Annotated in this window: 13 protein-coding genes and 1 tRNA gene; 6 read left to right on the top strand and 8 right to left on the bottom strand. The window is 67.8% G+C overall.

The features are described 5' to 3' along the window. Positions 1–9: 9 nt before the first annotated feature. The gene (locus CXG43_RS11465) at positions 10–777 is read right to left on the bottom strand and encodes a sulfurtransferase (protein WP_042613016.1); all 768 of its coding nucleotides are present in this window, start codon (positions 775–777) and stop codon (positions 10–12) included. 28 nt (positions 778–805) lie between these two features. Beyond that, positions 806–1,171 carry a DUF6164 family protein gene (locus CXG43_RS11460; protein WP_101100048.1) on the bottom strand — a complete coding sequence of 122 codons (366 nt, stop codon included), beginning with the start codon at positions 1,169–1,171 and terminating at the stop codon, positions 806–808. Positions 1,172–1,541: 370 nt separating this feature from the next. On the opposite strand from CXG43_RS11460, the gene CXG43_RS11455 reads away from it, so the two are divergent. From CXG43_RS11455 to CXG43_RS11445, 3 genes are all read left to right on the top strand, one after another. Then, the gene (locus CXG43_RS11455) at positions 1,542–2,789 is read left to right on the top strand and encodes a YcaO-like family protein (RefSeq protein WP_157825152.1); all 1,248 of its coding nucleotides are present in this window, start codon (positions 1,542–1,544) and stop codon (positions 2,787–2,789) included. Positions 2,790–2,861: 72 nt separating this feature from the next. Beyond that, on the top strand, positions 2,862–3,293 hold the full coding sequence (locus tag CXG43_RS11450) for an FKBP-type peptidyl-prolyl cis-trans isomerase (protein WP_101100131.1): 432 nt from the start codon (positions 2,862–2,864) through the stop codon (positions 3,291–3,293). After that, positions 3,277–4,527 carry a TIGR03862 family flavoprotein gene (locus CXG43_RS11445; protein ID WP_101100046.1) on the top strand — a complete coding sequence of 417 codons (1,251 nt, stop codon included), beginning with the start codon at positions 3,277–3,279 and terminating at the stop codon, positions 4,525–4,527. Before CXG43_RS11450 ends, CXG43_RS11445 begins: the two co-directional genes overlap by 17 nt. On the opposite strand, the gene CXG43_RS11440 is transcribed toward CXG43_RS11445, so the two are convergent. The 4 genes from CXG43_RS11440 to CXG43_RS11425 all read right to left on the bottom strand — a co-directional run bounded on the left by CXG43_RS11440 (position 4,513) and on the right by CXG43_RS11425 (position 8,534). Continuing rightward, positions 4,513–5,001: a GNAT family N-acetyltransferase gene (locus tag CXG43_RS11440; protein WP_232767760.1), complete on the bottom strand. Its 489-nt coding sequence runs from the start codon at positions 4,999–5,001 to the stop codon at positions 4,513–4,515. The genes CXG43_RS11445 and CXG43_RS11440 overlap by 15 nt on opposite strands. A 2-nt stretch (positions 5,002–5,003) precedes the next feature. After that, positions 5,004–6,626, bottom strand: coding sequence for an FMN-binding glutamate synthase family protein (locus CXG43_RS11435; RefSeq protein WP_101100045.1), 1,623 nt, complete (start codon positions 6,624–6,626; stop codon positions 5,004–5,006). Positions 6,627–6,690: 64 nt separating this feature from the next. Beyond that, positions 6,691–7,977, bottom strand: coding sequence for a nucleotide sugar dehydrogenase (locus CXG43_RS11430; protein WP_101100044.1), 1,287 nt, complete (start codon positions 7,975–7,977; stop codon positions 6,691–6,693). Between the two features lie 110 nt (positions 7,978–8,087). Then, a complete protein-coding gene (locus CXG43_RS11425) occupies positions 8,088–8,534 on the bottom strand; it encodes a BLUF domain-containing protein (RefSeq protein WP_101100129.1) in 447 nt (148 codons plus the stop codon). 150 nt (positions 8,535–8,684) lie between these two features. On the opposite strand from CXG43_RS11425, the gene CXG43_RS11420 reads away from it, so the two are divergent. Continuing rightward, positions 8,685–8,771 (top strand) — tRNA-Leu (locus CXG43_RS11420). 29 nt (positions 8,772–8,800) lie between these two features. Here CXG43_RS11420 and hemN read toward each other — a convergent pair. Then, positions 8,801–10,210, bottom strand: a complete 1,410-nt coding sequence (hemN, locus tag CXG43_RS11415; protein ID WP_101100043.1) for an oxygen-independent coproporphyrinogen III oxidase — start codon at positions 10,208–10,210, stop codon at positions 8,801–8,803. Between the two features lie 58 nt (positions 10,211–10,268). Beyond that, a complete protein-coding gene (locus CXG43_RS11410) occupies positions 10,269–10,694 on the bottom strand; it encodes a group III truncated hemoglobin (protein ID WP_101100128.1) in 426 nt (141 codons plus the stop codon). A gap of 164 nt (positions 10,695–10,858) precedes the next feature. On the opposite strand from CXG43_RS11410, the gene CXG43_RS11405 reads away from it, so the two are divergent. Continuing rightward, entirely contained in the window at positions 10,859–11,164 is a 306-nt protein-coding gene (locus CXG43_RS11405) for a hypothetical protein (RefSeq protein ID WP_101100042.1), read from the top strand. Next, positions 11,161–12,210 carry a 4Fe-4S dicluster domain-containing protein gene (locus tag CXG43_RS11400; RefSeq protein ID WP_101100041.1) on the top strand — a complete coding sequence of 350 codons (1,050 nt, stop codon included), beginning with the start codon at positions 11,161–11,163 and terminating at the stop codon, positions 12,208–12,210. Before CXG43_RS11405 ends, CXG43_RS11400 begins: the two co-directional genes overlap by 4 nt.

Here is a 12,210-nt window from a genome sequence, read left to right as displayed (position 1 = left end):
CGCGCAGAGTCAGAACGCGCTGGGCTTGGGCTCCGGCAGCGGCTGGTCCACCAAGGGCTGCAGTTGTGCATCCAACGCCACCCGCTCGTCGAACACGAAGCAGCGGCCGTCGTAGCCTTCCCCGCCCACTTCCTCGAAGTAGCCCAGGATGCCGCCTTCCAGCTGCAGCACGTTCTCCATGCCGTCGTTGCGCATCCACAGCGCGGCCTTTTCGCAGCGGATGCCGCCGGTGCAGAAGCTGACCACGGTGCTGTCCTTCAGCGCGTCGCGGTGCGGTGCCAGCGCTGCGGGAAGATCGGTGAACTTCTCGATCGGCAGCACCAGCGCATCCTGGAATGTGCCGAATTCGACCTCCTGCAGGTTGCGCGTGTCGAGCATCACCACCGGTTTTCCGGCATCGTCGTGGCCCTGGCGCAGCCAGCGCTGCACGGTGGCCGGGTCGATCGCCGGGGCGCGTGGATACGCCAGCGGCTGGCCGTCATCGCGGCGGAAACTGATGATTTCGTCCTTCACCTTCATCTTCAGCCGGGCGAAGGGCTGGTGTTCGCTGAAGCTGGTCTTGACCCGCATCCCGGCGAAGCGGTCGTCAGCCTGCAGGGCTGAATAGAAGCCGTCGATTCCAGCCGGCGCCCCGGCCAGGAACAGGTTCAGCCCCTCGCCCGCCACCAGGATGCTGCCCCGCAGCCCAGCGGCCTCGGCCCGCGCCAGCAGCTGGTCGGCCAGTTGCTGGGGGTTTTCAACGGTGACGAAGTGGTAGGCAGCGGTATTGGCGATCATCCGCCCATTTTACCCGCTGCGCGCCTGCTCAGCCGCGCAGCAGCATGAACGGAAGCAGCACCAGCGCGGCCGCCACCCCCATGCCCAGCAGCACCAGTACGACAAACCCGGGCCGACGCCGCAGCAGGCTGCCAAAGGTCTCCGCACTGCCGTCCTGCAGGGCCTGTTCGCGCTCGGCGCGCATGCGCACGCTGCGCTGCGCCTGGTAGGCGCCGATCAGCTCGCGGGCGCGTGGATGGTCTTCGTCATCGCCGATCCATAGGCCGCCGTTGGAGATGCCCCAGGGGCTGGGTTCGGTGCGATACCACGCGATGCGGTGCTGGTCCAGCAGCGTGCACACATCGTGGTACTCGTCATCGCCGACGTGGCGCAGGTTGAGCAGGAGTTTCGACATGGTGCCCATCATAAGGCCACGGACTACTCCTACGCCGTTGCGCTGCAGCGGATGATGCCTGTGCGTCTGCCGGGTTGAGACCCTTGCCTTGCCGCAAACGGCGGCGATCCTTTCAAAGGAAACACCATGGGCATCTTCAATATTCCGTTCCTGATCACCGGCGCCATCCAGGTCGCCGACCTGCAGCTCAATGCGCAGGAAATCGCGCTGCTGGGTTGACCCCGGGCTGAGTGAAAGCGCTGCAGCCCTCCCGCTTTCGGGCTGCAGCCTTCGCACCCGCAGTCACTTCGACACCGGACTGGACCGTAAGCCCGGTGCCGGTTCGCAAGCGGTATCGCCACAAGCCCCCTCCTGCGGACGCGTGCAGACAATGAACACAAGCATTCCCGAGGAACGACATTTCAGCCTGTCCGATGCTGCCCAGCGCATCCAGGCAGCGTTCGACAGTCTCGATATACGGCCCGTCACCAGCTTTACCGGGCAGTCGCCGTGCGCTGCGTTGACCGAACTTCACGACGCCGATGGTGTGCTGTTGACCGGCGGATGGGGCAAAGGCGCGCGTGAGGCGGCAGCGGTCGGCTCGCTGTATGAGGCCATGGAGCACCTGTTGATGGATCGCCATGCCGCGCACGGGGCTGAGGTGCGCCCGGTGGAGGACCTGATCGCGCTGCTCGGTCCTGATCTCACCGGCTACCTGCCCGGCGCGCTGCTGTTCGACCAGATCGAGGAAACGATCGCCACGCGCTGCTACACCGGCCTGGTCGGCGCGACGGACTTCCACTATCCGGTTGCGCTCTCCGCACCCACCTATGCCGATGCACCACTGGCCGCGGATACGTTTGACTACGCTCCCCTGCGCCGCTATGCCAGCAACAGCGGCACGGCGATCGGTGGCAGTCTGGACGAAGCGCTGCTGCACGCACTGAACGAATGCGCCGAGCGCGATGCCATCTCGATGTTCCTGCTCACCCACTTCTTCCACGCCGCCGACGAAGCACTGCGCGTGGTCGGTCCTGCGGGCCTGCCCGCTGATGTCGCTGATCTGTATCGCCAGGTCAAACTGTGCGTGGATGCCGATATCTGCCTGCTCGACATTTCCAGCACGCCAGGCATCACCAGCTGCTTGGCCGTCGCGCACCTCTGCCATGACCACGCACGCCCGTATGGCGCTGGCGCTTCACTCAATCCCGCCCACGCCGCACGCAGGGCCCTGCACGAGCTGCTGCAGTCGCATCTGGCGCTTGCCAGCAACGCCACCCCGGCACGCGCGGGTCGGGCGGCGTCCGTCCATCCGGTGCAGTTGCTGCAGCAATGGCCGCGGCTGCAGCCCAGCGCCCGCATGGATATCGAAGACCGCCTGGCGAGCCAGCCGATCATCACCGTCTCGTTGGAAGAGCGGCCGGCAGGGCCGGTGGAGGCACAGGTCCAGCAGCTCGCGCAGGCCCTGGAATCAGACGGGCTGGTTGCCGGCTACAACGTGATCCACCCCTTCGACAACGGCATTACGCTGGTCAATGCGGTTGTGCCACGTTTTGAGCGTTTTCATCTGGTCACCCTGGGCCATGTCGTGGTTCCAGGGCAGCGCGGCGGCGCGCCGGGCGGCCTCGGCGCACGGTAGGGACGGCGGGGCGCGGCCTCCGTTTCCAGCGCGATGCGCTACCCTTGCATCCCTTCGATTTGGATGCCGCCCATGCGCCGCCTGCTCGCTCCCCTGCTGCTGTCCCTGGCCCTTGCCGCGTGCGCGCCTTCCGGCCCGCCGCCGGGTGGGACCATCGCCGCCTTTGAAACCATCGATACCCAGCCCGGCACCGGCGCTGTCGCCACGCCGGGCAGCAAGGTCACCGTGCACTACACCGGCTGGATCTACGACGAGCGCGCAGCAGACAAGCATGGCAAGACCTTCGACAGCTCGGTGACCCGGGGCGAGCCGTTCTCGTTCGATCTCGGCGGTGGCCAGGTCATCCGGGGTTGGGATGAAGGCGTGGCCGGCATGAAGGTAGGCGGCAAGCGCACCCTGATGATCACCCCGGACATGGGCTACGGACAGCGCAGCGTAGGGCCGATTCCGGCCGGGTCGTCGCTGGTGTTCGATGTCGAGCTGCTTGATGTCCAGCCCCGCTGAATCCGGCCCGCCCGCGCGCGTGGCGGTGGTAGGTGGCGGCCCGGCAGGCCTGTTCGCCGCCGAACAATTGTGCGCGGCAGGATTGTCGGTGGATCTGTACGAAGCCAAGGGCTCGCCCGGGCGGAAATTCCTGATCGCCGGCAAGGGCGGCTTGAACCTGACCCATTCCGACCCCCGTCCGCTGTTCGACAGCCGCTACCGCGAACAGACCGCGGCGGTCGCCGGATGGCTGGACGCGTTCGATGCCGACGCGCTGCGACGTTGGGCCGCCGGCCTTGGTGTAGAGACCTATGTCGGCAGTTCCGGGCGGGTATTCCCGGTGGACCGCAAGGCGGCCCCGTTGCTGCGCGGCTGGGTACGCCGGCTGAAGGAACAAGGCGTCCGATTCCACGTGCAGCATCGCTGGCACGGCTGGGACGCCGACGGCGCGCTGCGCTTCACCATCGAAAACGGCGAGCAGCGGGTGCACGCCGATGCCACGCTGCTCGCGCTCGGCGGTGGCAGCTGGCCGCAGCTGGGATCGGACGGTGCGTGGGTTCCCCTGCTGCAGGCCCGCGGTGCGGCGATTGCGCCGCTGCAACCGGCCAATTGTGGCTTCGATGTGCCATGGACCCCGTGGTTCGTACAGCGCCATGCCGGCACGCCGCTGAAGTCCGTGGTAGCCCATTGGAACGACCTGCACGGCGCGCCGCGGCATCATCAAGGCGAATGCGTGGTGAGCGAGTACGGCATCGAAGGCAGCCTGGTCTACGCGCTGTCGGCCGACCTGCGCGAGACGATCAATCGTGATGGCAGCGCAACCCTGTGGCTGGACCTGGTGCCGGGACGCGAGCAGGACCGCCTGGCGGCCGACCTGGCGCGCCCGCGCAAGGGTCGCAGCTTCGGCGAGCACCTGCGCCGGCAGACCGGCGTCGATGCGGTGAAGGCATCGCTGCTGTTCGAGGTGCTGGGCAAGGACGCCGGGCAGGACATCGCCGCAGTTGCCGCCACCCTCAAGCGCCTGCCCATCCAGCTGCAGCGCCCGCGGCCGATGGCCGAAGCGATCAGCACCGCCGGCGGGGTGACCCTGCCGTCGCTGGATGCCGGGCTGATGCTGAAGGCAGTGCCGGGCGTGTTCTGCGCAGGCGAGATGCTGGACTGGGAAGCCCCCACCGGGGGCTACCTGCTGACCGCCTGCTATGCCAGCGCCAAACGGGCGGCCGACGGCGTGATGCACTGGCTAGCGACGCGCTGACATCGCCGGTCGGCGCATGCGCCTGGCTGCGAGCGTGATGCCACTGGGGTGCGGGTATGCCTGTTCCCCTTCATCCAGGAAGCCGGCACGCTGGTAGAACGCGACCGCGTTGAGCGAGGCCGACAGCAGCACGTCGCGCTGCGGATCAGCCAGGGTCAGCAGCTGTTGCAGCACGGCCTGGCCCAGCCCCTTCCCGGCCTGCTCCGGGGCGACGAACAGCGCATCGACTTCGTTGTCCTGCAGCACCAGGATCCCGTAGCCGAGCAACTGTCCCTGCGCGTCGTCGGCCACCACGCAGCCTGCTTCGGCGATCAGCCCCGCATAACGCGGTGGCGGCGGCGAAGCCGACCAGCGCGCGATCACGTCCGGCGGATAGTGGCTGCGGCACAGTTCGCGCACGCACCGCGTGCGCAGTGCCCACAGCGCCGGCGCATCGTCGCCGCGACCGCCACGGAAGCGCGGCAGCGCTTCCACGCTCACCGCGATTTGCTCGCGCGCAGCGCCTGGATCCGTGCCGGTGGCTGGAACGAATCACTGCGCGCATCGGCCCAGTAATCGTGGAATACCGCATGGTCCGGGACCTGGCGCAGCAGCTCGCCCGGGGCCAGGTAGCGGTACAGCGAAGCCAGCGAGCGGATCTCAACCGGCGATACCCGGCGCAGGATGTGTTCCGGCCCCAGCTCGGCCGGATCATTCAGTCCGGCCGCGCACAGCAGCTCCTTCAACGCATGCAGGGTATGCCGATGGTAGTTGTGCACGCGTTCGGCCTTGTCGGTCGGGTCCAGGCTGCGCCAGCGCGATGGATCCTGGGTGGCGATACCGGTAGGACACTTGTCGCTGTGGCAGCTGAGCGACTGGATGCAGCCCAGCGCGAACATGAAACCACGCCCGGCATTGCACCAGTCCGCACCCAGCGCGATGATGCGCGCGATGTCGAAGGCGCTGGTGATCTTGCCCGCCGCGCCCAGGCGGATGCGATCGCGCAGGTCCAGGCCGACCAGCGTGTTGTGTACCAGCAGCAGCGCTTCGTGCATCGGCACGCCGACATGGTCGACGAACTCGGCGGGGGCCGCGCCGGTACCGCCCTCGGCGCCATCGACGACGATGAAGTCCGGCAGCAGGCCGGTCTCGCTCATCGCCTTGGCGATGCCGAACCACTCCCACGGATGGCCGATCGCCAGCTTGAAGCCGACCGGCTTGCCGCCGGACAGCTCGCGCAGGCGGGCGACGAATTGCAGCAGTTCGATCGGCGTGGAGAACGCGGAGTGCCGCGAGGGCGACACGCAGTCCACGCCCATCGGCACGCCGCGGGTCTCGGAGATCTCCGCGCTCACCTTGGCCGCCGGCAACACCCCCCCGTGGCCCGGCTTGGCGCCCTGGGAAAGCTTGATCTCGATCATCTTGACCTGATCGGTGGTCGCATTGGCGACGAAGCGCTCTTCGCTGAAGCTGCCATCGTCATGGCGGCAGCCGAAGTAGCCCGAGCCGATTTCCCACACCAGGTCGCCGCCCTTCTCGCGGTGGTAGGACGATATCGAGCCTTCGCCGGTGTCGTGGTGGAAGCCGCCGCGCCGCGCGCCTTCGTTGAGCGCGCGGATCGCATTGGCCGACAGCGAGCCGAAGCTCATGGCGGAAATGTTGAACACGCTGGCCGAATAGGGCTTGGCGCAGTTGGGTCCGATCAGCACGCGGAAATCACTGTGACCGATGCTGGTGGGCGCCAGCGAGTGGTTGATCCACTCGTAATCCACCGCGTAGGTACTGCGCAGCGTGCCGAACGGCACCACGTCCATCTCGTTCTTGGCGCGCTGGTAGATCAGCGCGCGCTGCTGGCGCGAGAACGGCACGTCTTCCAGGTCGCTCTGCACGAAGTACTGGCGGATCTCCGGGCCGATCGATTCCAGCCCGTAACGGAAATGCGCGAGCACCGGATAGTTGCGGCGCAACGTGCTGCGCGACTGCAGCAGGTCCCAGGTGCCCAGCACCACCAGTGCGGCCGTCAGCCCTACCCCCCAGTACCAGGCGACCCAGTATGTGGCCAGCCACAGGCAGACCGGGAACAGGATGATGGCGAGCGCGTAGGCCAGGTAGCGGTGCATGGCGTTCCTTTCAGGATGGCTGCGACCAGTCTACCCGCGACGGCGTCGACGCCGCGCCAGCCGCTTACAGGCGGCCGTCCACCGAAGCACGGGGCCACGCCGACTTGACGTCGTAGACGATGCCGCCCGGTGCCTGCAGGGCCGCGATCCGTGCCGCATCCATGTCCAGGAACGCGGCGTGCGCCACCGCCAGCACCAGCGCATCGTAGGCACCGGGTTCTGGACGGGCGACCCAGTGCACCGCGGTGTCCGCCAATACCGCCGGCCCCACCCATGGATCGTGCACATCCACCCGCGCACCACTGGCCTGGAGCTGTTCGGCCAGTTCCAGCGCACGGCTGTTGCGCAGGTCCGGGCAGTCTTCCTTGAACGTCACGCCGAGCACCAGGATGCGGGCCTGGGCCGGGGAACGGCCGCGTTCGGCCAGCAGCGACAGCACCCGCTCGGCCACGTGCGCGCCGACCCGGTTGTTGACCTGGCGCGCGGTATGGATGAGATCAGGGTGGTAGCCCACGCTCTCGGATTTGTGCAGCAGGTAATACGGATCCACGCCGATGCAATGCCCGCCGACCAGGCCGGGCCGGAACGGCAGGAAATTCCACTTGCTGCCGGCTGCGTCGAGCACGTCTTGGGTATCGATGCCGAGCTTGTCGAAGATCAGCGCCAGTTCGTTGACCAGCGCGATGTTGACGTCGCGCTGGATGTTCTCCACGACCTTGGCCGCCTCGGCCACGCGCATCGACGGTGCGGGGAACGTGCCGGCGGTGATGATCCGGCGATACAGCGCGTCCACGATCGCGGCGACCTCCGGGGTGGAACCGGAGGTGATCTTGCGGATGTCGGCCAGCCGGCGCGTGCGGTCGCCCGGACTGACCCGTTCGGGGCTGTAGCCGCAGTAGAAGTCCTGGTTGAAGCGCAATCCCGAACCCGCTTCCAGCAGGGGAATGCAGACTTCTTCGGTGGTGCCGGGGTACACGGTGGACTCATACACCACCAGGTCGCCGGCCTTCAGCACGCTGGCCACGCGTTCGCTGGCCGAGCGCAGCGGGCCCAGGTCGGGCTGCTCATGCGCGTCTATCGGCGTGGGCACGGTGATGATGTAGACGTTGCAGGCCGCCAGTTCGGCCGCATCGGCGCTACAGCGCAGGAGCGGTGCGCCCGCCAGCTCGCCGTCCTCCAGTTCCAGGGTATGGTCGTGGCCCTGCTGCAGTTCGGCAACACGTGTGGCATCGATATCGAAGCCCAGGGTGGGGAACAACCGCCCGAAGGCGACCGCCAGGGGCAGGCCGACATATCCCAGGCCGATGATCGCAGGACGCGGCGACGCAGCGGCCGAAACCGGGACGCTCATGCGAAGCCTTCCTGCTGCGCGATGCGGCTCGATCGTTCCATTGCGCACCCGCCTCCAACTCAAAGAGGCACAAGGGTAACCGCCATGCCCGGCGCTGACCACGCCCGTGATCAGGAGCCCAGGCTGACCGCCGCAGGCTCCAGCTCGCCATCGCCGCCGGTCCAGCTGCGGAGCAGCAGCGCCAGCCCCTGCTCGGCTGTGGGCCGGTCGGCGCTGATGCCCGTCCAGGGTGCGTCGATGATGTGGCTCATCGTCAGCGGATCGATCCGCCGGTTGGCCATGGTCCAGTGGGGGAACCGGCGCGTGCCCACCACTGCCGCGGCCAGTTGCCGTACGCCATGGTGGCGACTGGCGTTGAGGACCCTGCCGTAGACGGAATCCAGGCCATCACGGGGGCCTTCCAGGTATTGCAGGAAGCGTTCGCCATCGAACATCAGCACGCCGGTGACACCGGCCATCCGGTTGAACGCCGTCGCATCGGCCAGCAACGCATCCAGCTCCTGCGGTGGCAGCTCCAGACGGGCCTGGCTGACGTAGGCAATCGCGTGCAACGACATGGTCACTCCTTGGCCCCTTACAAAGCCGAATATGGCATGAACAACGCGTTGTTGACAGCTGAGCGGCCCATACCGCGCATCTGGTCACGGTTCCACGCACGCGCGCCGCCATTCCAAATTCGTGCCCCGTGGTGCACCCTATGCCGCGCGGCCCGGATGGCGAAACTGGTAGACGCAGCGGACTTAAAATCCGCCGACCGCAAGGTCTTGCCGGTTCGATCCCGGCTCCGGGCACCAGATCCGCTTGCCAGCACCCCCCCGATGCCTCACAGGGCACGCGAGTAACGCGCCGGCTGTCCCGGCCGCGACAGGTAGCGGTCAAAGCACATCGCCAACAGGCGAAGCAGCGGGCGCCCCGCTTCGGTGGCACGCACCATTCCCTCGTCCAGCTCGGCCAGCCCGTCGGCCTGCAGCGCCTGCAGCTGCACCAGCGCATCGGCGAAGTACGCTTCGAAGACGATACCGCGCGCGGCACACACGGCCGCCGCATCGACGCGGCCGTGGCACATCAGCTGCTGGATGATCTCCGCGCGCAGCAGGTCGTCCTGGTCGAGCTGTACGCCGCGCCACACCGGCAGATGCCCGGCATCGACCGCCGCCTCCCACGCCGGCAGGTCTCGCGGGTTCTGGCTGTAGCTGCTGGCCACCGTGCTGATGGCGCTGACCCCCAGGCCCAGCAGATCGGTATCGGCATGGGTGGTGTACCCCATGAAGTTGCGGTGCAGCTGGCCGGCGCGCTGGGCACGCGACAGGTCTTCTTCCGGCAGCGCGAAATGGTCCATGCCGATGTACTGGTAGCCGGCCTGCAGCAGCCGCTCCACCGCCAGCCCCAGCAGCGCCAGCTTCTGCTCCGGCGCCGGCAGACGGGATTCGTCGATCTGCCGCTGCGCGCGGAACAGCTGTGGCAGGTGCGCATAGCCGTAGACCGCCAGCCGATCCGGGCGCAGTGCCAGCACCTGCTCAAGCGTGCGCCCGAAGCCGTGTTCGTTCTGTCCGGGCAGGCCGTAGATCAGGTCCACGTTGACCGAGCGCATGCCGTGGTCGCGACAGGCCTGCAGGATATCCAGCGTCTGCTCCACGCCCTGCAGGCGGTTGATCGATGCCTGTACCGCCGGATCGAAATCCTGCACCCCCAGGCTGGCCCGGTTGAATCCCAGTTCGGCCAGCAGGGCCACGTCGTCGCGGTCGATGAAGCGCGGATCGAGTTCGATGGAGAAATCGCGCGCCGCGGAGGTACTGAGTCGGAAGCGCCTGCGCAGGCCCTGCAGCAGTTCGGTCATCGCCTCGCGGGTGAGGAAATTGGGCGTTCCGCCGCCCAGGTGCAGCTGGATCACCTCGCGGGACGGGTCGATGTGCGAAGCCACCAGGTCGGCCTCGGCCAGCACCCGCACTACGTAAGCATGGCCACGGCTGCGGTCGCGGCTGATGATCCGGTTGCAGCCACAATAGAAGCACGGGCTGCTGCAGAACGGGACATGCACGTACAACGACAACGCGCGTGCCTGCCCGTTGCTGCGTGCCAAGGCGGCGGTGAAGTCGGTCTCGCCGAATGCCTCATGGAAATGCGGCGCGGTCGGGTAGGAGGTGTAGCGCGGACCCGGTTTGTCATGCCGGCGCAGGGTCGCTGCGTCGAAACACCACGCCAGGCCGCCTTCAACAGGTGAGTACGTGTCCATGCCTGCAGCGTGCCTGCGCCCGCGCGCAGACGCCTTGACCCAGATCAATCCAGGCCGATCAGCCGAGGATCGGCAGGCCGATCGATGGCAGGCGCAGCATCCGGTAGCGCTTCCAGAACGTATCGGCGATGCGCGCGGCGATGTCATCGGCCAGCCGCTGCATCTCCGGGTTGCCACTTTCCGCCGAGGTCATCCGGAACAACACCAGCCAGCGGTCGAACAGATCGCGGTCCATGTCATCGATGGCCATGTGCTTGGACATCGGCGAGCCCTGGAAGCGCCGGGTGCCGCGCAGCAGGGCCGACCAGAAATCGACCAGCTGCGCCAGGTGGGTCGGCCAGTCCTGCACGTGCGCGGTGAACACCGGACCCAGCCGGGGTTCGTCGCGTACGCGCGCATAGAAGTCGTGCACCAGACGGGTCACTTCCGCTTCGGTGCACAGGTCGGGGGAGGCTACGGGGAGCGGCAGTGGCAGGGTGTCCATGGAATCGGCGTGGATCTGATGGCCCATGATCGCACCGGGCTCCACAACGCCCGCTTGATCAGGATCAAGGACACCGGCGTGGGCGGTTTCTACAGTGGCCGCTGCCGGTGGGACGCTCCCTGCTCCTGTCGGCTCCCAACCGCCCTCCTGCCGGAATGTGACCCATGCCCCGACAGTGCCCCGCCCATGCCCGTTGGCCCCCAGGGCGACGCTTGCCCGCGCTGGGCGCGATCCTCTGGCCAGGCTTCATCACCGCGGCGTTGGCGTGCGTGGTGTTCTTCGCCTTCGTCGATCCGCTGCGCCTGCGCGATATCAGCTTCCCCGGCCACGGCATCAGCCGCGGGCTGGGCTACACGCTTGGGTTCTTCATGTTCTGGGGGATCACCAGCCTGTCCAGCGCCACCACCTGCTACCTGCTGCGGCCGGCATCGGCGCACGATGGAGACGACGACGAGGTGCCGCTGGGATGAATCCGCCCACGCTGCCGTCATGGACCCGAACGGCCCTGCCGGTCGTGCTGCTGATCGGCTTCCACGCCCTTCCGTGGCTGCGTTGGGACGGCCGCCAGGCGGTGCTGCTGGACGTGGTGGAGCGCCGCTTCGATGTGTTCGGACTGACCCTGTGGCCCAGCCAGGCCGGCCTGTTGCTGGGGGCGCTGGCGGTGCTGGCGGTGACGCTGGCCTTGTGCACGCACCTGGCCGGCCGCCTGTGGTGTGGGCATGCCTGTCCGCAGACCGTGTGGAGCACGCTGTTCGCCTGGGTGGAACGCGGCACGCGGCGCCTGCTTGGCAAGTCCCCTGCGGAGCCGATCGCGCGCCATGCGCTCTGGATCGGCATCGCGCTGTGGACTGCGTTGAGCTTCGTCGGCCTGTTCACTCCCATCCAGTCGCTGCTGGCCCGCGCCGTCGCCCTGCGGCTGGACGGCTTCGAATCGTTCTGGATCGTCTTCTACACCGTGGCTACATGGGGAAACGCCGGTTTCCTGCGCCGGCATGTCTGCCGCCTGCTGTGTCCCTTCGCGCGTCTGCAGCCGCTGCTGCGCGATGGACATACCCCGCGCATGCTGTACCTGGCGCCTCGTGGCGAGCCGCGCGGGCCAAGGCGGCCAGGAGGTGGCAGCATCGCCCAGCGCGGACGCGGCCTGCTCGATCCCGGCACCGCACAGGATTACGTATTCCGCTGGGCCCATCCGCAGCTGGCCGGACCGATGCCCCGTTTCGCCGATGATCGGCTGGGCGACTGCACCGACTGCCGACGCTGCGTGCAGGCCTGCCCGATGACGCTGGACGTGCGCGATGGCCCGCAGGCCGATTGCCTGGACTGCGGTGCCTGCGCGGTGGCCTGTGAGCAATCGCAACGGGCGGCAGGGCTGGGCCCCGGGCTCATCCAGCACATCAGCCCGCAGCGACTGGCCGGACATCGGCCGCAGTGGATACGGCAGCGGACGCTTGCGTTGCTGGGACTGCTGAGCCTGCTGCTGGGACTGGTCGTGCTGGGTGCCGCGCTGGCAGGCTGA

The organism is Stenotrophomonas sp. Bg11-02 (genome assembly GCF_002836635.1).
GTDB classification, from domain to species: domain Bacteria; phylum Pseudomonadota; class Gammaproteobacteria; order Xanthomonadales; family Xanthomonadaceae; genus Stenotrophomonas; species Stenotrophomonas lacuserhaii.
This window is presented reverse-complemented; position numbering and strand designations above follow the sequence as displayed.

Bases quoted from the DNA above. Each gene is read 5' to 3' on its own strand.
- CXG43_RS11425 (WP_101100129.1), bottom strand. From the start codon at position 8,534: ATGTCGTTGCACGCGATTGCCTACGTCAGCCAGGCCCGTCTGGAGCTG.
- CXG43_RS11455 (WP_157825152.1), top strand. From the start codon at position 1,542: ATGAACACAAGCATTCCCGAGGAACGACATTTCAGCCTGTCCGATGCT.
- CXG43_RS11460 (WP_101100048.1), bottom strand. From the start codon at position 1,171: ATGTCGAAACTCCTGCTCAACCTGCGCCACGTCGGCGATGACGAGTAC.
- hemN (WP_101100043.1), bottom strand. From the start codon at position 10,210: ATGGACACGTACTCACCTGTTGAAGGCGGCCTGGCGTGGTGTTTCGAC.
- CXG43_RS11465 (WP_042613016.1), bottom strand. From the start codon at position 777: ATGATCGCCAATACCGCTGCCTACCACTTCGTCACCGTTGAAAACCCC.
- CXG43_RS11445 (WP_101100046.1), top strand. From the start codon at position 3,277: ATGTCCAGCCCCGCTGAATCCGGCCCGCCCGCGCGCGTGGCGGTGGTA.
- CXG43_RS11435 (WP_101100045.1), bottom strand. From the start codon at position 6,626: ATGCACCGCTACCTGGCCTACGCGCTCGCCATCATCCTGTTCCCGGTC.
- CXG43_RS11410 (WP_101100128.1), bottom strand. From the start codon at position 10,694: ATGGACACCCTGCCACTGCCGCTCCCCGTAGCCTCCCCCGACCTGTGC.
- CXG43_RS11430 (WP_101100044.1), bottom strand. From the start codon at position 7,977: ATGAGCGTCCCGGTTTCGGCCGCTGCGTCGCCGCGTCCTGCGATCATC.
- CXG43_RS11405 (WP_101100042.1), top strand. From the start codon at position 10,859: ATGCCCCGACAGTGCCCCGCCCATGCCCGTTGGCCCCCAGGGCGACGC.
- CXG43_RS11450 (WP_101100131.1), top strand. From the start codon at position 2,862: ATGCGCCGCCTGCTCGCTCCCCTGCTGCTGTCCCTGGCCCTTGCCGCG.
- CXG43_RS11400 (WP_101100041.1), top strand. From the start codon at position 11,161: ATGAATCCGCCCACGCTGCCGTCATGGACCCGAACGGCCCTGCCGGTC.